The sequence below is a fragment of the uncultured Paracoccus sp. genome (assembly GCF_947487305.1).
Classification (GTDB): domain Bacteria; phylum Pseudomonadota; class Alphaproteobacteria; order Rhodobacterales; family Rhodobacteraceae; genus Paracoccus.
Genome location: NZ_CANKWH010000001.1, coordinates 421,708 through 442,681, shown reverse-complemented (window position 1 = coordinate 442,681; position 20,974 = coordinate 421,708). Strand labels below are relative to the sequence as shown.

Below are 20,974 nucleotides of genomic sequence, written 5' to 3'. Positions count from 1 at the left end.
ATTTTGGTCCCTCATTTCCGGCAGTTCGGTTGACGCCGCCGACCCGGCTTAGCAAACTCGGCACCTGCGCTCAAGAATAAGGCGCAGGGCCGGCGATGTGCCCCCAGATGCGAAAGACAGAAGAATGACCGCGACACCCTCCTTTGCCCATCGTCTGCGCGTGGCGCATCTGAATCCGCGCGCGCCCAATCCGCTGGACCTTGAGCCCGATGCCGCGGCCCGCGCCGCCATCGCTTCCGAACTGGACCTGCTGGACCTGCCGGCCCTGCGCTTCAAGGGCGAGGTGGTGGCGCGCGGCAATGACGCCTGGGTCATGACCTGCCGCCTGACGGCGCGAGTGGTGCAGCCCTGCGTGGTGACGATGGCCCCGGTCGAAAGTCCGATCGACGAGGAGGTGCGGCGCATCTTTTCGCCGCATATGACCGCGCCGACCGAGGAAGAGATCGAGATGCCGGATGACGAGATGGAGCCCCTGGGCCAGTTCATCGACGCCGGCGCGGTGATGATCGAGGCGCTGGCGCTGGCGCTGCCGCTCTATCCCCGTGCGGACGGGGCGGAACTGCCCGAGGCTGAAGACGAGGCCGATGCCGGTGATGAGGATGACCGCAAGAAGCCCTTTGCCGGTCTGGGGGACCTGCTGAAGAAGCGCCCGCAATAACGCGGCCTATCGCTGCCGCTCGGCCAGCCGCGCCATCAGCCGCGGCGCGCCGATCCCGTGCAGGATGACGCTGGAGGCCACGATCAGCGCGACGATGGCCCAGAGCATCTGCCCCGATTCGATGCTGTAGGGCGCATGGTTCAGCGCGTAGGCCAGGTAATACATCGAGCCGACGCCGCGGATGCCAAGCGCGGCAATGGCAAAACGCTCGCCCCGGGGCAGGCCAAGCCCCGCCAGCGAAAGCCAGCCTGCAAGGGGCCTGATGATGATCAGGAACAGCGCCGCCACGATCAGGCCGGTGAAGCCGAGCGGTGCCAGAATCCCCTGACCGATGGCGATGCCGGTGACGAAGACCACGCCGATCAGGAAGATCATCTCGGTCTGCTCGACAAAGTGATGCAGGTCGCGATGGACGGCGTGGTCGCGCTCGGACCGGCGAAAGCTGAGGGCGGCGATGAAGACCGCGATGAAGCCATAGCCATGCACCATCTCGGTCAGGCCATAGGCAAACAGCGTCAGGCCAAGCGCCAGGAAGGCATCGGGCACACCCCGGCGCGGTGCCAGCCGGAACACCGCCCAGCCAAGGAAGCGGCCGATGAGCCAGCCCATCAGCAGCCCGGCGGCGATCTTCCAGCCGACATCATAGGCGAGCCATTCCCACAGCACCGGCGGATCGAAACTGCCCTCGTCGCCGGGCTGGCCGGTCTCGGCCATGCGGTCGGCGGTGGCGGCGATGGCCAGAAAGACGAAGGGAAAGGCCAGCCCGTCATTCAGCCCGGCCTCGGAGGTCAGGGCAAAGCGCGCCTCGGCCTCTTCCGCCTCGCCGGGCGGGCCGACCTGGACCGAGGCGGCCAGCACCGGATCGGTCGGCGCCATCACCGCGCCGAGGAGCAGCGCGGCGGCCAGCGGCAGGCCCAGAAGCCCATAGCCGAGTGCTGCAAGCCCGAGGATGCAGAGCGGCATGGTCAGCGCCAGAAGCCGCCAGGTCGAGGCCCAGCTGCGCCAGCCCATGCGCCGGTCCAGCTTCAGCCCGCCGCCGGTCAGCGACAGGATCACCGCCAATTCTGTGATGCGCTGGACCAGCACGCCCTGGCGGATCGGGTCGATGGTCGGCATGTCCTGAAAGATCAGCCCGACCCCGATTCCCCCGAAGAGGCAGGCGATCGGGATCGAGATCGGCACCGCCCAGCCCAGTGACCGCGACAGCGCCGGCAGGATCGCGGCACCAAGGACGCCGAAACCCAGCATGGCGAGGAAGATTTCGTAGCTCATCGTCATGGGGGCCGAGCATGGCCCTGTGGCACATCCGTCGGCAAGCGGGATTTCGCGGGGTGCCGCCCAGTTTACCCTTGCGTGAGGGCAAGGCATCGCTTACCTCGACCGTTCACCCGGACGGCCCACAAGCCCACCGGCCGACAATCCGCTTTCAGCGGAATGGCCTTGCAGGCCCGGTCGTCATGGCGTATTGGCGCGGTTCGTTCATGAATTCAGACTAACACCGGAACCGCCTTCGTGCGCGCCCGCCAAAAACCGAGGTTGTGACATGGCTGTCCCTCAGAATCGCGTAACCCGTTCCCGCCGCAACATGCGCCGCGCCCATGATGCGCTGGTCGCTGGCAACCCGAACGAGTGCACCAATTGCGGCGAACTGAAGCGCCCGCACCACGTTTGCCCGTCCTGCGGCCATTACGCCGACCGTGAAGTGGTCGCGCAGGCCAACGAGATCGAGCTGGACGACGACGCGGCGTAAGCCGCCCGTTTCGTCGATCGATGACGGCACCAGACGCGCAAAGCCCCGGCCCGCGCGCCCCTGCATCCGGGGGCAGCGTGGTGATTTCGGTTGACGCGATGGGGGGCGATCGTGGCCCCGCCGCCGTCGTCGCCGGCATCGCCGAAAGCGCCGAGAAGAACCCCGAGATCCGCTTCATCGTCCATGGCGATGGCGATTTGCTGAAACGGCTGATCGACAAGCGGCGCGGTCTGGCCGAGCGCTGCGACATCCGTCACGCCTCGGGCGTGGTGACGATGGAGGACAAGCCCAGCCAGATCGTGCGCAAGGGCGAAGGCACCTCGATGTGGTCGGCGATCGAATCGGTCAAGCAGGGCGAGGCGACCGTCGCCGTCTCCTGCGGCAATACCGGCGCGCTGATGGCGCTGTCGATGATCCGGCTGCGCAAGCTGCCGGGGGTGAACCGGCCGGCCATCGCCTGCCTCTGGCCCTCGCGCAATCCCTCGGGCTTCAACATCATGCTGGACGTGGGCGCCGATATCCGCGCCGATGCGCCGGACCTCTTGCAATATGCGATGATGGGCGCGTCCTATGCCCGCAATGGCCTTGGCGTGGCGGATCCGCGGGTCGGGCTGCTGAACGTCGGCACCGAAGAGCACAAGGGCCGGGCCGAGCTGAAAGAGGCGCATGAGTTGATCGGGCAGGCGGCGGCCACCGGCGGCTTTGCCTATGTCGGCTTCGTCGAGGGGGGCGACCTGCCCTCGGCCCGCGCCGATGTCATCGTCACCGATGGCTTTACCGGCAATATCGCGCTGAAGACCGGCGAGGGCACCGCCAAGCTGGTCGGTGATTTCCTGCGCGAAGCTTTCGCCAATTCCTTCATGTCGAAATTCGCGGCGCTTCTGGCGATGACCTCGCTGAAGCGTCTGCAGAAGCGCATCGATCCGCGCCGGGTGAATGGCGGGGTCTTCCTTGGCCTCAACGGCACCGTGGTCAAGTCGCATGGCTCGGCCGATGCCACCGGCATTTCGGCGGCGATCAAGCTGGCCTTTCAGCTGGCGAAGTCGGGCTTTCAGGACCGTCTGGCCGCGCGCGTGGCCCAAAGCGTTGCCGTGGCGCAGGCCGAGGGCGGCGAGTCGAGTGAAAAAGGGGCCGCAACATGACCGGCAAAGCCACCCGTCGCGCCGTGATCCGGGGAACCGGGCATTACCTGCCCGAGCGCGTGGTCGAGAACAGCTGGTTCGAGGACAAGCTGGACACCACCGATGACTGGATCCGCTCGCGCAGCGGCATCGAACGGCGGCATTTCGCGGCCGAGGGCCAGACCACCAGCGATCTGGCCATCCGTGCGGCCAAGGCCGCGCTGGAGAATGCGGGCCTTCGGCCCGATGACATCGACGCCATCGTGCTGGCGACCTCGACCCCCGACCTGACCTTCCCGGCGGTGGCGACGATGGTGCAGGCCGGGCTGGGCATGACCCGTGGCTTTGCCTTCGACGTGCAGGCGGTCTGCGCCGGCTTCGTCTTCGCGCTGGCCAATGCCGAGGGGCTGATCCGCGGCCATCAGGCGGATCGCGTGCTGGTCATCGGCGCCGAGACCTTCAGCCGGATCATGGACTGGACCGACCGCTCGACCTGCGTGCTGTTCGGCGACGGGGCAGGGGCCGTGGTGCTGGAGGCCGCCGAGGGCGAGGGGACCAATGCCGACCGGGGCATTCTGGCCACCGACCTGAACAGCGACGGGCAGTATCGTGACCTGCTTTACGTCGATGGCGGCGTCAGCAGTTCCGGCACGGCCGGGCACCTGCGGATGCAGGGCAACCTGGTCTTCCGCCACGCGGTCGAGAAGCTGGCCAAGACCGCGCACACGGCGCTGGACAAGGCGGGGCTCGCCCCCACTGATGTCGACTGGCTGGTGCCGCACCAGGCCAATATGCGCATCATCACCGCCACCGCGCAGAAGATGGACCTGCCGATGGAGAAGGTGGTGCTGACGGTCGCCGATCACGGCAATACCTCGGCCGCCTCGATCCCGCTGGCCCTGTCGGTCGCTGCTTCCGAGGGGCGGTTCAAGCCGGGCGACCTGATCGTCACGGAGGCGATCGGCGGCGGGCTGAGCTGGGGTTCGGTGATCCTGCGCTGGTAGGGGCGACCATCTGACAGCCGAACTGCAGACCCCGCCCGATGCGCGGTCTGCAAGACCGCCGGGCGAGCGCCGGCCCGTCCCCGCGGGCAGGCGCTTTGGTGAGATCCGCGAGACGGTTGAAACTGGGAGGGGCTTGGCACCATAAAGGGACCGCGCCAACCGTTGCAGCGCCTCCCCACGGGCCGGCGCACGCCCTCTGCCGCGCTACTTCAGCTGCGAATCCTTGCTGCCGCGCCGGTTGATCCCGCCAACTGCCTTGAAGGTCTTGTCGCGCCCCTGCTGGCACTCGATGCAGAGCTTTACCCCCGGAACCGCTTGGCGTCGCGCCTCGGGGATCGGCTCGTCGCAATCCACGCAGAACGCGGCGCTTTCGCCGCCCTGACGCTGCCGCGCCCGCATCCGCTCGATCGCTTCCTGCGTCGAGACCTCGATCTGTTCGTTTACCGCGCCGTCCTGCGCCCATCCACCGGCCATGGCTCTCTCCTTCTTGAGGTAAAGATAGGTATTGCCGACCCTTAGCGCAAACAGGCCCCGCGAGCGGTTGACAGCCCCGCGCCCCCCTTGCAGTCTCTGCAGCGAAACGCGGCGAGCAATGACCGCGCGAGGGAGGACATCTTGCCCATCATCCGTCTGATCGACGGCATCAATGAGGTCGTCGGCCGCATCGTCTCGGTCGTGGCGATCCTGTTTGCCGGGATCATCATCTATGATGTCGTCATGCGCTACGTCTTCGGCGACCCGACCCGTTGGGCCTTCGACGTGACCAAGCAGCTTTACGGCTTCTATTTCATCATGCTGGGCGGCTATGCTCTGCGCCACCAGGCGCATGTGCGGGTCGACCTAGTCACCGCGCGGCTGACCGCCGGTCCGCGCCGGCTGGTCGAGGCGCTTGGCTATCTGATCTTCTTCTTCCCTTTCGCAGTGATCTTCCTGCGCGAAAGCTGGAAATTCGCCCTGACCTCGTGGCGGCAGGGCGAAGTGACCTATGGCGCGGTCTCGCTGCCGGTCTATCCGCTGAAGCTGGCGATGGCCGCCGCTGCGGCGCTGCTGTTGATCCAGGGTATCAGCGAATTTCTGAAGCTGGTGCTGAACCGGACCAATACCCCCGATCCCGAGGAGGCGCTTGATGTCCGGTGAAACGATCGGCCTGATCATGGCCGGGATGCTGGTGCTTGGCCTGTTCATGGGTCATCCGCTGGCCTTCGTTCTGGGTGGCACGGCGGTGCTGGGGGCCTTCATCGCCGGCAAGCCGATGGTGCTGGGCATCGTCATCAACCGCATCTTCGGCGACGTGCTGGACAATTACGTGCTGATCGCCATCCCGCTGTTCGTCCTGATGGCGCGCTTTCTCAGCGACAGCGGCGTCACCGACCGGATGTTCGAGGCGCTGCGCCACCTGATGGCCCGCGTGACCGGGGGCCTGGGCCTTGCGGTCGTGTTCATCTCGATCCTGCTGGCCGCGACCACCGGCATCATCGGTGCCTCGATCACCGTCATGGGGATGATGGCGCTGCGGCCGATGCTGCAATACGGCTATGACAAGCGGCTGGCGACCGGGCTGATCGGGGCCTCGGGCTGCCTTGGCATCCTGATCCCGCCCTCGATCATGCTGATCCTGATGGCCTCCTACGCGCCGGGCCTGTCGGTCGGGCAGCTGTTCGCCGGGGCGATGATCCCGGGCGTCCTCTTGGGCCTGATGTATGCGCTCTATGTCGCTGTCATCGCCTGGGTCAGGCCGGAATGGGCGCCGCCGGTGAAGGACGAAGAGCAGATCAGCCGGGGCGAGCTGTGGAAGATGCTGCTGATCGAGGCGGTGCCGCCGCTGGTGCTGATCCTCGGCATCCTTGGTTCGATGCTGGCGGGGATCGCCACGGCGACCGAGGCCAGCGCCATCGGCGCGGCACTGGCGCTGCTGATCGTCATCTTCCGGGGCCGCTTCGAATGGCGCACCTTCTACTCGGCGCTGCTGGAAACCGGCCGCACCTCGGCGATGATCCTCTTCATCGTGGTGGGTGCCACCGCCTTTACCGGCGTCTTCAACATCACCGGAGGCCTGCGCGCCAGCCAGGACCTGATCCGGGGTCTGGCCGATGATCCCTATACGCTGGTGGCGGTGATGCTGCTGGTGGTGTTCATCCTCGGCATGTTCCTTGACTGGACCGGGATCGTGCTACTGTCCTTCCCGATCTTCCTGCCCCTGGTCAGCGAGATGGGCATCGATCCGCTGTGGTTCGTGATCCTGATGGCGGTGGTCCTGCAGACCAGCTTCCTGTCGCCGCCCTTCGGCTACGCGCTGTTCTACATGCGGGCGATCGCGCCACCCGAGGTCTCGACCGGCGACATCATCCGCGGCGTCCTGCCCTTCATCCTGCTGGTGCTGGTCATGTGCGGCCTGATCATCCTGTTCCCGGCGCTGGTCAGCTGGCTGCCGACAACGCTTTACGGTCCGGCCTCGTGAGGGCTGGGCAACTGAATTCAACAAGGAGGTAACAATGAAAAAGATGATGACCGGGGCCGCGCTGGCCGCCGTGACGCTGGCCGCCGCGCCGGCCATGGCCGAGACCTGGCAAATGACCTCGACCTGGCCGTCGAGCCTCGAACTGGTCGAGATCGACAAGCATTTCGTCAAGCTTGCCAATGACATGATCCCCGATGACCAGCTGAACATCGAATTCTTCGAAGGCGGTTCGCTGGTCCCGGCGGGCGAGGTCTTCGGCGCGGTCGAATCGGGCACCATCCAGGCCGGCGGCGACTGGCCGGGCTATTGGGCGGGCCGCGACAGTGCCTTCTCGCCGCTGGCCACCACCTCGGCGCTGTTCAACGCCGTCGATTACATCAACTGGATCCAGGAATGGGGCGGGGCCGAGCTTTACAACGAGGTCTATGGCAAGTTCGGCATGGTCTACCTGCCTTACGGCGTGACCAACAACGAATCGGGCTTCCGCACCGTCGACAAGCCGATCCAGACCACCGAGGACCTGAAGGGCCTGCGCCTGCGTCTCTCGGGCTATGAGCAGGGTAAACTGCTGGAGAAGTTGGGCGGCAACCAGGTCAGCATGGCCGGCGGCGAGATCTATCAGTCGCTGGAGCGTGGCGTGATCGACGGGGCCGAGTTCTCGACCCCGAACGTCGACTGGTCGGGCGGCTTCCAGCAGGTGACGAAATACTGGTCCACCCCGGGCTGGCACCAGTCGGCCTCGGTCTTCGGCGTGATGATCAACAAGGCCAGCTGGGACGCGCTGACGCCCGAAGTGCAGGAGACGCTGAAGGTCGCGGCGTCCGCGAACCTTCTCTGGTCGCTGGCCTTCACCGAGAAGCGCGCCACCGAAGCCTATGCCGAGTTCAAGAATGCCGGGACCGAGATCACCCGTCTGGATGACGCGACGCTGGAAAACATCCAGACGCTCGCCAACGAGACGATCGAGGAAGCCGCCTGCGAGAATCCCCTCTCGGCGAAAGTCTATGCGAGCATGATCACCTACCTGCAGGACTATAGCCAATGGCGGGATGCTTCGGCGCCCTACAATCTGGGCCGCTCGCCGAACGGCCCCGACCTCGCCAAGATTCAGGCCTGCGCCGGGTGATTTGGGCGTGACGCGGCGGTAAACCGCGCAAAATCAACGGAAAACCAAGGGGCGGGGGAACGATTCCTCCGCCCCGATTGTTGACAGGCCATGCGAAACCGAACAATCATGGATGCAATCGACAGGGTGCAGGTATGAGTGAAAAGACGCTGACACGAATGGATCTGGCCGAGGCCGTTTTCCGCGAAGTCGGTCTGTCGCGACATGAATCGGCACAGCTTGTGGAAAGCGTGCTGGGTCATATCTCGGATGCGCTGGTGTCGGGTCATCAGGTCAAGATCTCGTCCTTCGGCACCTTCTCGGTCCGCGACAAGAACGAACGCATCGGTCGCAACCCCAAGACTGGGGAAGAGGTGCCGATCACCCCGCGCCGGGTTCTGTCCTTCCGGCCCTCGCATCTGATGAAGGATCGCGTTGCGGCAGGCAACAAGAGCTGAGGATCTCCTGACACATGGCCAAGGGCGCAGAGGCATTCCGATCGATCGGCGAAGTCGCCAAGCTGATCGGAGTCGCACCCCATGTGCTGCGCTATTGGGAGACCCAGTTCGGCCTGTTGAAGCCGATGAAGCGCGGCGATGGCCGCCGCTATTACCGCCCCGATGATGTGCGCCTTGCCGCCGGCCTCTGCGAGGTGCTGCGCGACGAGGGGCTGACCATCCGCGGTGCCAAGAAACTGCTGGCCAAGGATCGCGGGGAATCGGTCCGCGCGCGCGGCGCGCTGAAGCTGGGCGAGGTGCTGGAGGCTGACGAGGCCGAGGATGCGGCGGTCGAGACGCCTGCCGCCCGGCCGCCCGTCGCTGAGCAGACCGCCGCCAGCCTGTCGGAACAGGACGAACCCGCCCGTGGCCCCCGCGCGCGCAACCGCAAGCGCCCGGCGGGTCATGCCCCCGGCCCGCTGCCGCTGTTCCCTGAGGATGCCGTTTCCCCTGCAGCCACGCGCGCTCAGGCGAGCCCCGTCGATGCCCGGCAGGCCGGTTGGCTCGGCGAGTTGACCCGCGCCAACGGGTCTTTGCGGTCCCATCCGGGCGGCTCGCATCTGCCCGATCGGGCGCTCGAGCAGGCGCTGCGGCTGCTGGACGCCATCGCCGATCACTATTGATCAGACCAGATGTTTGGCCGGCATGATTTTTCCGCCTTCCGGCCCTTGTGCTGCCCGTCCGCTTCGATCTATATGGCCGGCGTCGGGCCGTGGCGCAGCCTGGTTAGCGCGTCCGTCTGGGGGGCGGAAGGCCGAGAGTTCGAATCTCTCCGGCCCGACCATTCCGAAAACGCCCATCCCCTTGCGGGGGTGGGCGTTCGCTTATCCGGGGGTATCTGATGAACGGCGTCCTTCCTGACACGCGGATCAAGGCGCTGATCGCCGCAGGCGCGATTTCCGCCGCGCCTGCGATCATCCCCGAACAGATCCAGCCCGCCAGCCTTGACCTGCGCCTTGGCACTACCGCCTATCGCCTGCGTGCCAGCTTCCTGACCGGCAAGGGCCGGCGGGTGATGGAGCGGCTGCCCGATTTCCAGATGCACCAGATGGACCTGACCGACGGTGCCGTGCTGGAACGCGGCTGCGTCTACCTGGTGCCGCTGATGGAGCGTCTGGCCCTGCCCAAGGGGCTGACCGCCGTGGCGAATGCCAAATCCTCGACCGGGCGGCTGGATCTGCTGACCCGGCTGGTGACGGATGACGGCACCGAGTTTGACCGGCTGCCCGAGGGCTATGACGGCCCGATCTATGCCGAGATCTGCCCGCGCAGTTTCAGCGTTCTGGTGCGGCCGGGAATGCGGCTGAATCAGCTGCGTTTGCGCGAGGGGCAGGCGGTTCTGACCGATCCCGAGCTGGTGTCATTGAACGAGGCGCAGCCACTTGTGACCGGCGGCCCGGCGCTGATCGATCAGGGTCTGGGCTTTTCCGTCGATCTGCGCCCCGAGACGGGCGATCTGGTCGGCTATCGCGCCAAACCGCATAGCGGCGTGGTCGATCTGGACCGGATCGGCGCCTATGACGCGCGCGAGTTCTGGGACCAGCTGCACACGACCGAGGGCCGGCTGATCCTCGATCCCGGTGCCTTCTACATCCTCGTCAGCCGCGAGGCGGTGGCGATTCCCCCCGATTACGCCGCCGAGATGGCCCCCTATCTGGCGATGGTGGGCGAGTTCCGGGTGCATTACGCCGGCTTCTTCGATCCGGGCTTCGGCGTGGGCGAGGCCGGGCGCGGCGCGCGCGGCGTGCTGGAGGTGCGCTGCCACGAGGCGCCGTTCGTGCTGGAACACGGGCAGGTCGTCGGCCGTCTGGTCTATGAGCGCATGGCCGAACGGCCCGAGCGGCTTTATGGCGAAGGCATCAAGTCGAACTACCAGGGGCAGGGGCTGAAGCTGGCGAAACAGTTCGCCTAACCCGCCCAGATGGCCGGGTCGGCGATCTCGATCGAATTGCCTGCCGGATCGCGGAAATAGATCGAGCGCGCGCCGTTCGGCCAGTGGAAATCCGCCTCGATGGCAATGCCCGAGGCCTCGAGATGCGCACGCCAGCGGTCCAGCGTCTCGAGCGCGGCGGCAAGGCAGTAATGCCCCGGCCCGCGCGTCCCGTGCGGCGGCACCGGCAGGCGGGCGTCAGGGGCGGGCGGGTGTTCGGTCACATCCGCGCGAAACACCAGCAGGACCTGCGGCCGGGGGCCTTCGGCGACCCGGAAGAAAGCATGGCGGTTCGGCACGCGCTGGAAGCAGGGAAGCCCGATCACCCCTTGCCAGAAAGCCACGGCTGCATCGAGGTCATCGACGTAAAGCGCTGATTCCAGCGTGCCGAGCTGCGGCGGAATGGCGGAGGTTTCGCTCATCTCCATAGCCTGCCACGGGGGGCGAGATGCCGCAATGCGTCATGCGCCTGTCACGGGCGCAGGCTATTCCTTGGGCACCAATACATGCAGGGGCTTGTCAGATTTCCGACGCGATATATAGTCATCGTATCGGATCGAAGCTTTGCCCCGAAACCGCCTGAAGGGGCAGATGGGAAGGCGCCTATGCTGGACGACCACGGTGATTTCAGGACCCATTTCGTGCGCGAGCCCGCCAGCCTGCGCCATCACCCGGCGCTGGTCCTGAACGCCGATTACCGTCCGCTGTCCTATTACCCGCTGTCGCTCTGGCCCTGGCAAGAGGCGATCAAGGCGGTGTTTCTGGACCGGGTCAGCATTCTGGCCGAATATGACGAGGTGGTCCGAAGTCAGCGACAGGCCTTCCGGATACCCTCGGTTGTCGTTCTGAAGGATTATGTGAGACCCAGGAAGCGCGTGGCATTCACGCGCTTCAATCTTTTTCTGCGGGACGAATTTTCCTGCCAGTATTGCGGTGGCAAGGGCGATCTGACCTTTGACCATGTGGTGCCGCGCTCGCGCGGGGGGATCACCTCGTGGGAGAACGTCGTCGCCGCCTGTTCGCCCTGCAACCTGAGGAAGGCCAACAAGTCGCTGCGCCATTCCGGCATGACCCTGCGCCGTCCGCCGCGCTGCCCGACCAGCGAGGAAATGCACGCCCATGGCCGCCGCTTCCCGCCAAACCATCTGCACGACAGCTGGATGGATTTCCTTTACTGGGATGCCGAGCTGGAAAGCTGACTTCTGGCCTTTGACCTAAGCCCGCGCCTCACTCACCTCGCTGCGAACATCCATCGCCTGCGCCAGTGTCAGGCGCGAGCGTTTTCCGGGGCCGGGCGCAGGCTCCGGGAAGTCCGACCGGCAATGCGCGCCCCGGCTTTCCTCGCGCAGGAGTGCCGCCGCCGCGATCAGGGTGGCCGTGGCGGTCATGTTCAGAAAGTTCGGATCATCGCCCGCCGCCCGTTCCAGCACCGCTATCCGGCGCAGCGCCTCGCGCAGTCCGGTGCCGTTGCGGACCACGCCGACCAGATCGGTCATGGTGTGGCGCAGCTGGCTGACGGCCTCGGGGTCCGACGCCCTGCCACCCGGCGCAAAGCCGAGTGCGACCGGCGCGGCATCCATCCCCTCGGGCAGAGCCTCGGCGATATCCACGGCGCAGATGCGGGCATAGACCAGCGCCTCCAGGAGCCCGTTCGAGGCCAGTCGGTTCGCCCCGTGCAGCCCGGTCGAGGAGGCCTCGCCGCAGACCCAGAGGCCGGGCAGCGTGGCGCGGCCCTGCGCGTCGGTGGCAATGCCGCCCATATGGTAATGCGCGGCGGCGGCGACCGGGATCGGTTCCGTCACCGGGTCGATGCCATTGCGGGCAGAGGCCGAGGCGACGGCGGGGAACTGCGTCAGGATGCGCGCGCCAAGCGCGGCGCGGGTATCCAGCATCGGGCGCTTGCCCGCTTGGGTCTGGGCGAAGATCGCCCGTGCCACGATATCGCGCGGGGCCAGTTCGGCATCCGGGTGAACGGACCGCATGAAGCGTTCGCCATCGCGGTTGATCAGCACCGCGCCCTCGCCGCGCAGCGCCTCGGTCGCCAAGGGCGCGGGATCTTCGCCCACATCCATGGCGGTCGGGTGGAATTGCACGAATTCCGCATCGGCGATCTCGGCGCCTGCGCGCGCGGCCATGCCGATCACCTGACCGCGAATGCGCGGCGGGTTGGTGGTCAGCGCGAAAAGCCCGCCCGAGCCGCCCCCCGCCAGCAGCACCGCCGGACCCTGAAGCACGACCGGGGCCGAGCCATCGGCATCGGCGGACTGGATCACCACACCGGTCACGCGGCCTGCGGTCATGTCCAGCGCCACCGCCATCGTGCCTTCCAGCACCTGGACCGATTGCGTGTCGCGGACCTGCTCGATCAGCGCGGCCATGATCGCCGCGCCGGCCTGATCGCCCTTCACCCGCACCACGCGGGCAAAGCTGTGCGCCGCCTCGCGCGACAGCACGTAGCCGCCATCCGCGCCCCGGTCGAAGGGGGTGCCGAGGCTGGTGAGGTCAAGGATATGCTCGCGCGCCTCGCGCGTCACCCGCCGGGCAACCTCGGCATCGACGATGCCGGCACCAGCGCGTTCTGTGTCCTCGGCATGGCTTTCGGGGCTGTCGGCCAGCGCCATCGCCGCCGCCACGCCGCCCTGCGCCCAGGCCGAGCTGGCGCCGCTGCCAAGCCGCTCGGGCGAGATCATCACCACCGGGCGCGGCGCCAGCTTCAGCGCCGCATAAAGCGCCCCCAGCCCGGCACCGACGATGATGACGCGATCGGTCGCGATCCGCTGATGCGCCACCGGCGTCAGAGGCCCAGCTTGCGCGACAGGTCGATCATCCGCTGAACGGCCAGCCGCGCGCGGTCGGCCACGGCCGGATCGACATGAACCTGATTCTCCATGCTGTGCAGCACCCAGAGGATTTTCTCCAGCGTGATCTTCTTCATATAGGGGCACATGTTGCAGGTCTTGGTGAAGTTCACCCCCGGCAGCTCGTCCGCGATGTTCGCGGCCATCGAGCATTCGGTGACCAGCATGGCCTGCCCGGGCTGGTTCTGATGCACCCAGTCGATGATGCCCTTGGTCGAGCCGGTGAAATCGGCCTCGGCCACCACTTCGGGGGTGCATTCGGGATGGGCGATGATCTTGATGCCGGGATTATGCGCGCGGTGGCTGCGCAGATCCTCGGCGGTGTAAAGCTCGTGCACGATGCAGGAACCGGCCCAGAAGACGACCTTCTTCTTCGACTTGTTCGCCACGTTCTGTGCGAGGAACTGGTCGGGGGTCAAGATGACCGTATCGCCCGGCATGGCATCGACGATCTGCAGCGCATTGGCGCTGGTGCAGCAGATGTCGGATGCGGCCTTCACCTCGGCGGTGGTGTTCACATAGCTGACCACCGGCGCGCCAGGATATTTTGCCCGCATCTGGGCCACGCCCTCGGCGGTGATGCTTTCGGCCAGGCTGCAACCGGCCTCCATGTCGGGCATCAGCACGATCTTGTCCGGGCTGAGGATCTTCGAGGTCTCGGCCATGAAATGCACGCCGCCCTGCACGATGACATCGGCATCCACCTCGGTCGCCTTCATGGCGAGTTGCAGGCTGTCGCCGACGAAATCGGCCACGCCGTGATAGATCTCGGGCGTCATGTAGTTATGGCCAAGGATCACCGCATTGCGCCTGCGCTTCAGCTCCAGAATGGCCTTCACATAGGGGGCGTGGATCGCCCAATCGGGCAGGGGCACCACCCGCTTCATCTTCTCGTGGATATCGGACATCGATTCCGCGAGGTCCAGCGAGGGCGCGAGGTCGTAATGATCAGCCAGTTCGGCGCGAACATGGGTCAGGTCAAGCAACGGCAGCACTCCGATTGGGGGCAGGGGTGGCAGCGGGTTAGCCCGTCTGCGCGGGAAACCCAAGGGCCAAGTTGACCTAACGTCACCGGTCGGGGCCTCGGGAAGTTGAAACGGCGCCAAGCCGTGCGAGTTCGCCCGGCAAGTCGCCATAGCCGGTCTTGCGCCGCTGATAGGCCAGACCCAGCCGCGCGGCGGCCTCTTCGGCCTTGGCATCCAGTGCCGGATCGTCGGTCTGCGCCAGGTAGATCAGCCGCTCGTAATGGGCGAAATAGATGTCGCGCAATTCGGGGTGGCGATCCAGCGCCATGGCGCGCCAGACGAAGGCGTCGAACTGGCGGACCAGGAAATCGGTCAGGAAGAAGGCGGTGAATTCTTCGTCCTGACGGGCGGCATGGTCCTCGATCCCGTCGAAGAAGGCATAGCAATGCGGCCCCGGGATCATCTCGACCCCCAGCGCCTTGCAGCGCGCCTCCAGAAGCCCGCCGGTGCCGCAATCGGCATAGACGACGATGGCCTTGTCATAATCGGCGCCATGCTTCGCCAGCGCGGCCTCGACCGCGTCGGGAATGCGCTCGGGGCGCAGATGCAGGTCGGCGGGCAGGCAATGCAGGTCCATATGCGCCCAGCCATTGGCGTCACGCACGGCCAGGATCTCGCGCGCCAAGGCACCGCAGGCCAAGAGCAGCGTGCGGGGCAGGGTGGCGTTCTCGGCCGGGGTCAGGTCTTGGATCTCAGCCTTCATTGTCCCGCATCGACAGGTGCAGCACCGCTGCCCCCGTGAGCGCGATCAGCGCCAATGCGACCAGCGGAATACCCGCAGACAGGCTCGCCCAGATGGTCAGGGCGGCAGCCAGAATAACAGCGGCGATCATCACCAGAAAATGCGGCAGCGGCATGATGTCCTCACTCATCTTGCCCCACTAATATGGGGCCGGGCAGGCGGGATGAAAAGGCCGAGTCTGCGATTGTGGTTCATTTGTCGGGGTGACGTTGCGGATGGGCGGGTCCTTGCCGGTCGCATCTGGCCGGGGCGGTTCGGAATCACGCCGCCGCGACAGTCGATCAGTTTCTACAATTTTAAATTGAATATGAATAAATCTGCGACAAATTAACATGAGTTAATTGAATAGAATTGCCTAAGAGATAAACCCGTGGCATATTCCCTAATATTCTCGGCAGGTATCAGTGCCCAGGACCGAGGAGCGGCGCGATATTCTCGCGTCACCACCGCCGGACGGGATGTTGTAGGAGTTCGACATGCCACTGAATCCAAATGGAAATCTGATCGGAACCAATCTGGGCGACCTGCTGTGGGGCAGGGCCCTCGTGCTGGGTGATGGCGGCTATGACAATTACAGCGATACCGGCACTCCCGGGGCGCTTTTCGGTTATGGCGGCGACGATACGATCTATGGCGACATCTATTATGATGGCGATGACGGGATCGAGGGTGACGAGGCCCATGGCGGCGACGGCAATGACCTGATCTATGGCGATACCGGGCCGCAGGCGGGCGCCGACTGGAAGCTGGGGCTGACCGGCGGTTCCGACCGGCTCTATGGCGATGCCGGCAATGACACGATCTTCGGCGAGCATGGCAATGACCAGCTTTACGGCGGCACTGGAGATGACGGGCTGATCGGCGGCTGGGGCAGCGATGTCCTGCGCGGCGAGGATGGCCATGATGTCATCTACACCGATCAGGATTCGCTGACCCTCCTGCACGCGACCGGCTGGTACAATTCGGCCTGGGGCGGGGCGGGCAATGACACGATCATTGGCGGACGCGGGGTCGACGAGGTCTATGGCGACCTGGGCAACGATTCCATTCGTGGCCTCGCCGGCAATGACGATCTCGAAGGCGGAGACGGCGCGGATTACATCTTCGGCGGCGACGGCGATGACCTGATCGATGGGGGCGGCTATTACGCCAGTTCCGCCGATGCCTCGGACAACCTTTTTGGCGAGGCCGGCAATGACACCATCTTCGGCGGCTATGGTCACGACCGGCTTTACGGGGGCGACGGGATCGACCGGCTGGTCGGCGGCGATGGCAATGACGTCTTCTCCGGCAATGCCGGCGCCGACATCTATGACTGCGGGGCTGGCAATGACCTCTACTTCCTCGAGGGGGGCGATGTCTTCCGCTTCGAATATGCCGATACCGGCATCGACACGCTGGCCAGCAACACCAACCGCACCCTTGGCGCCTATCACGAGAACCTGACCCTGTTGCAGGGCACCGCAGCCTGGGCGGGCAGCGGCAATGCGCTGAACAACACGATCATGGGCAATACCAACGCCAACCTGCTGCGCGGCGGCGGCGGCAATGACGTGCTGAACGGTTTCTACGGCAATGACAGCCTGATCGGCGGGATGGGGGCCGACCGGCTGATCGGGGGCGAGAGCGCCGACCGCTTCATCTTCAACAGCCGTCTCGAATCGACCTATGCCGGTGCCGGACGCGACGTGATCACCGATTTCAGCCTGGCCGAGGGCGACCGCATCGACTTGCGCGTCATCGATGCCCGGACCACCATGGCGGGCGACCAAGCGTTCAGCTTCATCGGCGGGGCTGCCTTTACCGGCGTGGCGGGTCAGCTGCGGTGCCAGGCGGTGGGAACCCAACGCTGGATCTCGGCCGATGTGAACGGTGACAGGGTGGCCGATTTCGGCCTGTTCCTCGACGACCCGCTGGCCGTTACCTCCACCTATTTCCTGCTCTGAGCCCTGCAGGAAAAAGGGCGGCGCGCATCGCTGCGGCCGCCCCAGGTCGAAATGCCAGTCGCTCGGCGGCTCAGGCGCCGGCGGCCAGCTGGTTATGCTTGCGCTTGATGAAGTCCTTGGCGGTCTCGACCGCCACGGCGGCATCGCGGCAATAGGCGTCGGCGCCGATGGCGCGGCCGAATTCTTCGTTCAGCGGCGCACCGCCCACCAGCACGATGTAATCGTCGCGGATGCCCTGTTCCTTCATCGTGTCGATGACGACCTTCATATAGGGCATGGTCGTAGTCAGCAGCGCCGACATGCCGATGATGTCGGCCTCTTCGCGCGCGGCGGCTTCCAGATATTTGTCGACGGCATTGTTGATGCCCAGATCGACCACCTCGAAGCCCGCACCCTCCATCATCATCGAGACGAGGTTCTTGCCGATGTCGTGGATGTCGCCCTTGACCGTGCCGATGACCATCTTGCCCATGCGCGGCGCGCCGGTCTCGGCCAGGAGCGGCTTCAGGATGGCCATGCCGCCCTTCATCGCGTTGGCGGCCAGCAGCACCTCGGGGACGAACAGGATGCCGTCGCGGAAATCCGCGCCCACGATGGTCATGCCGGCGACCAGCGCCTTGGTCAGCACGTCATAGGGCTGCCAGCCGCGTTCCAGCAGGATGTGGACGGCTTCCTCGATCTCGTCCTTCAGACCGTCGTACAGGTCATCCATCATCTGCTGGACGAGATCGTCGTCGTTCAGTTCAGAGAGGATGATCTCTTCGTCTTCGTCAGCCATGATCGGACTCCACTTCGCGTTTCCCGCCCTTTGAACGGTATTTGACCCTTTGGATAGCAGAAATCCGACATGGCGCGCTATGCTGGCGACGCCTGTGGCGAATCTCTGGTCAATGTTCCCGTTGTGTTCTATATTTGCCCCATGCTGTCGCCCCGCAACCCCGCTGAACGCCTGAAGGCCCGTGGTGCCGATACCCGGCCGGCGCCGCGTTTTGACCGGCTGCGCGCCGAGCCCGAGGCCGATGGCTGGGACCTGCCGGACGAGGAACATCTGCTCAGGACCGAGATCGTCACCGAAGAGCCGCGCAGCATCATCACCCGCAATTCCAGCCCCGACATTCCCTTCGACCGCTCGATCAACCCCTATCGCGGCTGCGAGCATGGCTGCATCTACTGCTATGCCCGGCCCAGCCACGCCTATCTGGGCCTGTCGCCGGGTCTCGATTTCGAGACGAAGATCACCGCCAAACCCAATGCCGCCCGGCTGTTGGAACAGGAGATCGCGCGGGCCAGCTACAAGGTCGCGCCCATCGCGCTCGGTACCAATACCGACCCCTACCAGCCGGCCGAGGCGAAATTCGCCATCATGCCCGGCCTGCTCAGGGTGCTGAACAGCTGGAACCACCCGGTCACGCTGGTCACGCGCGGGCAGACGGTGCTGCGCGATCTGGATCTCTGGGCCGAGATGGCGGCGAAATACATGGCGGCGGTGGGGATTTCGCTGACCACGCTGGATGAGACCCTCGCCCGGCAGATGGAGCCGCGCGCGCCGTCGCCCGCCACCCGCCTGCGGATGATCCGCGACATGGCCAAGGCCGGCGTGCCGGTCAGGGTCATGGTCGCGCCGGTGATCCCGGTCCTGAACGAGCCCGAGATCGAGGCGATCCTGACAGCAGCCCGCGAGGCCGGGGCGACCACGGCGAGCCTGATCCCGGTCCGCCTGCCCAACGAGGTCGCGCCGCTGTTCCGCGACTGGCTCGAGCGTCACCATCCCGGCAAGGCCGCCCATATCATGAACCGGGTGCAGGCCATGCGCGGCGGGCGCGACAATGACCCGCGCTTTGGCCACCGCTTCCGCGGCGAGGGGATCGAGGCCGACCTGATGCGCCAGCGGTTCCGGCTGGCGCGCAGGAAGCTCGGCTATTCCGAGCGCGCGCCGATGATGGATTGCAGCCGCTTCGCCGCGCCGCCCCGCGCCGGCGACCAGCTGAGCCTGTTCTGACCCACCGCGTCTAAACGCTTGATTCACGGTTCTGTTAACGCCAACATGAACGGGCAATTCAGTGCAGGACCGCGAGGAGGCCGTCGCATGTATCCGACCCTGACCGAGATGGGCATCACGTCGCCGAACGAGATCAGTTCCTACGATTATTTCGAGGGACCGAATGACGAGGATATCCTGCGCGTCAGGTATCGCCGCAAGCCCGGCTCGCTTCTGCCCGACACGCGGGTCTATCGCTTTCGCCGCATCGGCGTCGGCACGCCCGGCACGGCCGAGGAGGGGGCGCAGGAGATCTCGCCGACGCTGAGCACGGCGATCGTGGAACTGGACAGCCTGCTGGCCGCGCGGGGCGATGTGGCGTCGCTTGCCAGCCAGATCGACGAGGCGCTGAAGGCGGTCGAGATGGAGGTGGCGCGTGTGCGCGCGCTGACCCGGCAGATCAAGGAGACGACGGGAAGCTGAACGGTAGACCCTGCCCGGAACAAGGTGCGAAGTGCCGCCGGGCGAGCGCCTGCCCGTTCGGGCGGGTAGGCGCTTTGGTGACGATCCGTGCCGAACAGTCGTTCGATATACTGGCTCGATAAACTGCATCGGCCAACCGCCTCAGCGGCCACCCACGGCAGGCCGCTGACCCTGTGCTGCTCGCACGGGATACAAAAAGGCCGCGCAATCCCGCGCGGCCTTTGATCTTCATGCGGACCGGCTCACCCCCGGCGGCGGCTGGTGCGCTCGCGCTTGGGGCCGTTGTCGTCGGTGCCATCGCTGGCCGAGGAGAACCCGCCCAGCTTTTCCGCCACCGCTTCCAGCGTCGGACGCTCGCCCCGGGGGCGGGTTTCCAACGCGTGGCGCATGGCGCGCAGATGCTCGGGCATGGTGCCGCAGCAGCCGCCGATGATCCGCACCCCCAGGTCACGGGCCAGCACCGCGTATTCGCCCATCAGCTCGGGCGTGCCGTCGTAATGGATGTGCCCATGCTCGAAGCGCGGAATCCCGGCATTGCCCTTGGCGACGATCGGACGCTCGTTGCCCGAGGCGACGAAGCCCATGACGGTGCGCAGAAGATCCGAGGCCCCGACACCGCAATTGGCGCCATAGGCCACCGGTGCGTTCGGCAGCTTCTCGACCATGGCCGACATGGCGGCCGAGGTCATGCCCATCATGGTGCGCCCGGCGGTGTCGAAGCTCATCGTGCCAACCCAGGGCATCCCGGCCAGATCGGCGGCCTCGGCGGCGGCGCGGTATTCCTCGGGCGCGCTGATGGTCTCTACCCAGAGAACGTCGGCCCCGCCCTCTTTCAGCCCCTCGGCCTGCTCATGGAACATCTCGACCGCGGCATTATGCGTCAGCGTGCCCATCGGCGCCATGATCTCGCCGGTGGGGCCCATGCTGCCGGCGACGATGACCGTGCGGCCCGAGGCATCGGCGATCTCGCGGCCAAGCGAGGCCGCGACGCGGTTCAGCTCGCGCACGCGATGCTGGGACTGGTGCAGTTTCAGCCGGCTGGCATTGCCGCCGAAGCTGTTGGTCAGGAACAGGTCCGAGCCGGCATCGACCGCGCCCTTGTAGAGCGCGCGGATCTTGTCGGGCTGGTCCACGTTCCACAGTTCCGGCGGCTCGCCCGCAGACAGGCCCATGTTGAACAGGTTCGTGCCGGTGGCCCCGTCGGCCAGCAGCCAGTCGCGTTCCGCCATCAACCGGGTCAGCGCGTCACTCATGGTCCAATCCTCACGTCAGGCCGTCTCGCCCCTGCTGTTTCACGGGCAGGCCGGCAGGTCAAATTCATAAATCGCGGGTCTGACTTGAATCAGTTTCAACTCGCTGAAAGAAAACGCCGCGCCGATTGCTCGGCGCGGCGCAGATATCGGGATCACCGTCCGGTCA

General features: G+C 65.9%; 23 protein-coding genes and 1 tRNA gene. 15 read left to right on the top strand and 9 right to left on the bottom strand.

The window, feature by feature from the left end; genetic code table 11:
- Positions 1-124: 124 nt before the first annotated feature.
- Positions 125-658, top strand: a complete 534-nt coding sequence (locus Q1A36_RS02265; protein ID WP_299839110.1) for a DUF177 domain-containing protein — start codon at positions 125-127, stop codon at positions 656-658.
- 6 nt (positions 659-664) lie between these two features.
- On the opposite strand, the gene Q1A36_RS02260 is transcribed toward Q1A36_RS02265, so the two are convergent.
- Positions 665-1,930, bottom strand: a complete 1,266-nt coding sequence (locus Q1A36_RS02260; protein ID WP_299839108.1) for a cation:proton antiporter — start codon at positions 1,928-1,930, stop codon at positions 665-667.
- A 271-nt stretch (positions 1,931-2,201) separates the two neighbouring features.
- Here Q1A36_RS02260 and rpmF point away from each other — a divergent pair, with 271 nt between their 5' ends.
- The 3 genes from rpmF to Q1A36_RS02245 are packed head-to-tail and all read left to right on the top strand — an operon-like array spanning position 2,202 to position 4,533.
- Positions 2,202-2,408, top strand: a complete 207-nt coding sequence (gene rpmF, locus Q1A36_RS02255; protein WP_101751014.1) for a 50S ribosomal protein L32 — start codon at positions 2,202-2,204, stop codon at positions 2,406-2,408.
- A 20-nt stretch (positions 2,409-2,428) separates the two neighbouring features.
- The gene (plsX, locus tag Q1A36_RS02250) at positions 2,429-3,550 is read left to right on the top strand and encodes a phosphate acyltransferase PlsX (RefSeq protein ID WP_299839104.1); all 1,122 of its coding nucleotides are present in this window, start codon (positions 2,429-2,431) and stop codon (positions 3,548-3,550) included.
- Positions 3,547-4,533, top strand: a complete 987-nt coding sequence (locus Q1A36_RS02245) for a beta-ketoacyl-ACP synthase III (protein WP_299839101.1) — start codon at positions 3,547-3,549, stop codon at positions 4,531-4,533. Before plsX ends, Q1A36_RS02245 begins: the two co-directional genes overlap by 4 nt.
- A 204-nt stretch (positions 4,534-4,737) precedes the next feature.
- Here Q1A36_RS02245 and Q1A36_RS02240 read toward each other — a convergent pair whose 3' ends face one another.
- On the bottom strand, positions 4,738-5,007 hold the full coding sequence (locus Q1A36_RS02240) for a DksA/TraR family C4-type zinc finger protein (protein WP_299839099.1): 270 nt from the start codon (positions 5,005-5,007) through the stop codon (positions 4,738-4,740).
- A 141-nt stretch (positions 5,008-5,148) separates the two neighbouring features.
- Between Q1A36_RS02240 and Q1A36_RS02235 the strand changes: the two genes are divergently transcribed.
- The 7 genes from Q1A36_RS02235 (at position 5,149) to Q1A36_RS02205 (ending at position 10,505) form a co-directional block, all read left to right on the top strand.
- Positions 5,149-5,670 (top strand): TRAP transporter small permease subunit, encoded by a 522-nt coding sequence (locus tag Q1A36_RS02235; RefSeq protein ID WP_299839097.1) that lies wholly within the window; start codon positions 5,149-5,151, stop codon positions 5,668-5,670.
- Positions 5,660-6,991, top strand: a complete 1,332-nt coding sequence (locus Q1A36_RS02230; RefSeq protein WP_198590255.1) for a TRAP transporter large permease subunit — start codon at positions 5,660-5,662, stop codon at positions 6,989-6,991. The genes Q1A36_RS02235 and Q1A36_RS02230 overlap by 11 nt, the downstream gene beginning before the upstream one ends.
- A gap of 34 nt (positions 6,992-7,025) precedes the next feature.
- Positions 7,026-8,117 carry a TRAP transporter substrate-binding protein DctP gene (dctP, locus tag Q1A36_RS02225; protein ID WP_101751018.1) on the top strand — a complete coding sequence of 364 codons (1,092 nt, stop codon included), beginning with the start codon at positions 7,026-7,028 and terminating at the stop codon, positions 8,115-8,117.
- A 134-nt stretch (positions 8,118-8,251) separates the two neighbouring features.
- A complete protein-coding gene (ihfA, locus tag Q1A36_RS02220) occupies positions 8,252-8,554 on the top strand; it encodes an integration host factor subunit alpha (protein ID WP_101751019.1) in 303 nt (100 codons plus the stop codon).
- 14 nt (positions 8,555-8,568) lie between these two features.
- On the top strand, positions 8,569-9,216 hold the full coding sequence (locus Q1A36_RS02215) for a MerR family transcriptional regulator (RefSeq protein WP_299839087.1): 648 nt from the start codon (positions 8,569-8,571) through the stop codon (positions 9,214-9,216).
- 83 nt (positions 9,217-9,299) lie between these two features.
- Positions 9,300-9,377: transfer RNA gene (locus Q1A36_RS02210), tRNA-Pro, on the top strand.
- Positions 9,378-9,434: 57 nt separating this feature from the next.
- Positions 9,435-10,505, top strand: a complete 1,071-nt coding sequence (locus Q1A36_RS02205; RefSeq protein WP_299839084.1) for a 2'-deoxycytidine 5'-triphosphate deaminase — start codon at positions 9,435-9,437, stop codon at positions 10,503-10,505.
- Here the strand turns inward: Q1A36_RS02205 and Q1A36_RS02200 are convergent.
- A complete protein-coding gene (locus tag Q1A36_RS02200) occupies positions 10,502-10,945 on the bottom strand; it encodes a VOC family protein (RefSeq protein ID WP_299839081.1) in 444 nt (147 codons plus the stop codon). The two genes, Q1A36_RS02205 and Q1A36_RS02200, sit on opposite strands and share 4 nt — an antisense overlap.
- A 183-nt stretch (positions 10,946-11,128) precedes the next feature.
- Here Q1A36_RS02200 and Q1A36_RS02195 point away from each other — a divergent pair, with 183 nt between their 5' ends.
- Entirely contained in the window at positions 11,129-11,722 is a 594-nt protein-coding gene (locus Q1A36_RS02195) for an HNH endonuclease (RefSeq protein ID WP_299839078.1), read from the top strand.
- Between the two features lie 15 nt (positions 11,723-11,737).
- On the opposite strand, the gene Q1A36_RS02190 is transcribed toward Q1A36_RS02195, so the two are convergent.
- The 4 genes from Q1A36_RS02190 to Q1A36_RS02175 form a co-directional block, all read right to left on the bottom strand.
- A complete protein-coding gene (locus tag Q1A36_RS02190) occupies positions 11,738-13,312 on the bottom strand; it encodes an L-aspartate oxidase (protein ID WP_299839076.1) in 1,575 nt (524 codons plus the stop codon).
- 5 nt (positions 13,313-13,317) lie between these two features.
- Positions 13,318-14,367 carry a quinolinate synthase NadA gene (gene nadA, locus Q1A36_RS02185; protein WP_299839339.1) on the bottom strand — a complete coding sequence of 350 codons (1,050 nt, stop codon included), beginning with the start codon at positions 14,365-14,367 and terminating at the stop codon, positions 13,318-13,320.
- A gap of 82 nt (positions 14,368-14,449) precedes the next feature.
- Positions 14,450-15,109: a DUF1638 domain-containing protein gene (locus tag Q1A36_RS02180; protein WP_299839074.1), complete on the bottom strand. Its 660-nt coding sequence runs from the start codon at positions 15,107-15,109 to the stop codon at positions 14,450-14,452.
- Positions 15,099-15,278 (bottom strand): hypothetical protein, encoded by a 180-nt coding sequence (locus Q1A36_RS02175; protein ID WP_101751027.1) that lies wholly within the window; start codon positions 15,276-15,278, stop codon positions 15,099-15,101. Before Q1A36_RS02175 ends, Q1A36_RS02180 begins: the two co-directional genes overlap by 11 nt.
- Before the next feature lie 346 nt (positions 15,279-15,624).
- Between Q1A36_RS02175 and Q1A36_RS02170 the strand changes: the two genes are divergently transcribed.
- Positions 15,625-17,094: a calcium-binding protein gene (locus Q1A36_RS02170; RefSeq protein WP_299839067.1), complete on the top strand. Its 1,470-nt coding sequence runs from the start codon at positions 15,625-15,627 to the stop codon at positions 17,092-17,094.
- Positions 17,095-17,164: 70 nt separating this feature from the next.
- On the opposite strand, the gene Q1A36_RS02165 is transcribed toward Q1A36_RS02170, so the two are convergent.
- Positions 17,165-17,872, bottom strand: a complete 708-nt coding sequence (locus tag Q1A36_RS02165) for a B12-binding domain-containing protein (RefSeq protein ID WP_101751029.1) — start codon at positions 17,870-17,872, stop codon at positions 17,165-17,167.
- A 141-nt stretch (positions 17,873-18,013) separates the two neighbouring features.
- Between Q1A36_RS02165 and Q1A36_RS02160 the strand changes: the two genes are divergently transcribed.
- Positions 18,014-19,093 carry a PA0069 family radical SAM protein gene (locus Q1A36_RS02160; protein WP_299839063.1) on the top strand — a complete coding sequence of 360 codons (1,080 nt, stop codon included), beginning with the start codon at positions 18,014-18,016 and terminating at the stop codon, positions 19,091-19,093.
- A gap of 87 nt (positions 19,094-19,180) precedes the next feature.
- Positions 19,181-19,555, top strand: coding sequence for a DUF3461 family protein (locus Q1A36_RS02155; RefSeq protein WP_299839060.1), 375 nt, complete (start codon positions 19,181-19,183; stop codon positions 19,553-19,555).
- Positions 19,556-19,797: 242 nt separating this feature from the next.
- On the opposite strand, the gene bmt is transcribed toward Q1A36_RS02155, so the two are convergent.
- Entirely contained in the window at positions 19,798-20,808 is a 1,011-nt protein-coding gene (gene bmt / locus Q1A36_RS02150) for a betaine--homocysteine S-methyltransferase (RefSeq protein ID WP_299839057.1), read from the bottom strand.
- Between the last annotated feature and the right edge of the window lie 166 nt (positions 20,809-20,974).

Excerpts from the sequence above, each read along its gene's own strand:
- Q1A36_RS02245 (WP_299839101.1), top strand. The coding sequence starts at position 3,547 with ATGACCGGCAAAGCCACCCGTCGCGCCGTGATCCGGGGAACCGGGCAT.
- bmt (WP_299839057.1), bottom strand. The coding sequence starts at position 20,808 with ATGAGTGACGCGCTGACCCGGTTGATGGCGGAACGCGACTGGCTGCTG.
- Q1A36_RS02170 (WP_299839067.1), top strand. The coding sequence starts at position 15,625 with ATGCCACTGAATCCAAATGGAAATCTGATCGGAACCAATCTGGGCGAC.
- Q1A36_RS02160 (WP_299839063.1), top strand. The coding sequence starts at position 18,014 with ATGCTGTCGCCCCGCAACCCCGCTGAACGCCTGAAGGCCCGTGGTGCC.
- Q1A36_RS02215 (WP_299839087.1), top strand. The coding sequence starts at position 8,569 with ATGGCCAAGGGCGCAGAGGCATTCCGATCGATCGGCGAAGTCGCCAAG.
- rpmF (WP_101751014.1), top strand. The coding sequence starts at position 2,202 with ATGGCTGTCCCTCAGAATCGCGTAACCCGTTCCCGCCGCAACATGCGC.
- Q1A36_RS02260 (WP_299839108.1), bottom strand. The coding sequence starts at position 1,930 with ATGAGCTACGAAATCTTCCTCGCCATGCTGGGTTTCGGCGTCCTTGGT.
- plsX (WP_299839104.1), top strand. The coding sequence starts at position 2,429 with ATGACGGCACCAGACGCGCAAAGCCCCGGCCCGCGCGCCCCTGCATCC.
- Q1A36_RS02200 (WP_299839081.1), bottom strand. The coding sequence starts at position 10,945 with ATGAGCGAAACCTCCGCCATTCCGCCGCAGCTCGGCACGCTGGAATCA.
- Q1A36_RS02265 (WP_299839110.1), top strand. The coding sequence starts at position 125 with ATGACCGCGACACCCTCCTTTGCCCATCGTCTGCGCGTGGCGCATCTG.
- Q1A36_RS02180 (WP_299839074.1), bottom strand. The coding sequence starts at position 15,109 with ATGAAGGCTGAGATCCAAGACCTGACCCCGGCCGAGAACGCCACCCTG.
- Q1A36_RS02240 (WP_299839099.1), bottom strand. The coding sequence starts at position 5,007 with ATGGCCGGTGGATGGGCGCAGGACGGCGCGGTAAACGAACAGATCGAG.
- Q1A36_RS02165 (WP_101751029.1), bottom strand. The coding sequence starts at position 17,872 with ATGGCTGACGAAGACGAAGAGATCATCCTCTCTGAACTGAACGACGAC.
- Q1A36_RS02205 (WP_299839084.1), top strand. The coding sequence starts at position 9,435 with ATGAACGGCGTCCTTCCTGACACGCGGATCAAGGCGCTGATCGCCGCA.
- dctP (WP_101751018.1), top strand. The coding sequence starts at position 7,026 with ATGAAAAAGATGATGACCGGGGCCGCGCTGGCCGCCGTGACGCTGGCC.
- Q1A36_RS02195 (WP_299839078.1), top strand. The coding sequence starts at position 11,129 with ATGCTGGACGACCACGGTGATTTCAGGACCCATTTCGTGCGCGAGCCC.
- Q1A36_RS02230 (WP_198590255.1), top strand. The coding sequence starts at position 5,660 with ATGTCCGGTGAAACGATCGGCCTGATCATGGCCGGGATGCTGGTGCTT.
- Q1A36_RS02175 (WP_101751027.1), bottom strand. The coding sequence starts at position 15,278 with ATGAGTGAGGACATCATGCCGCTGCCGCATTTTCTGGTGATGATCGCC.
- Q1A36_RS02155 (WP_299839060.1), top strand. The coding sequence starts at position 19,181 with ATGTATCCGACCCTGACCGAGATGGGCATCACGTCGCCGAACGAGATC.
- ihfA (WP_101751019.1), top strand. The coding sequence starts at position 8,252 with ATGAGTGAAAAGACGCTGACACGAATGGATCTGGCCGAGGCCGTTTTC.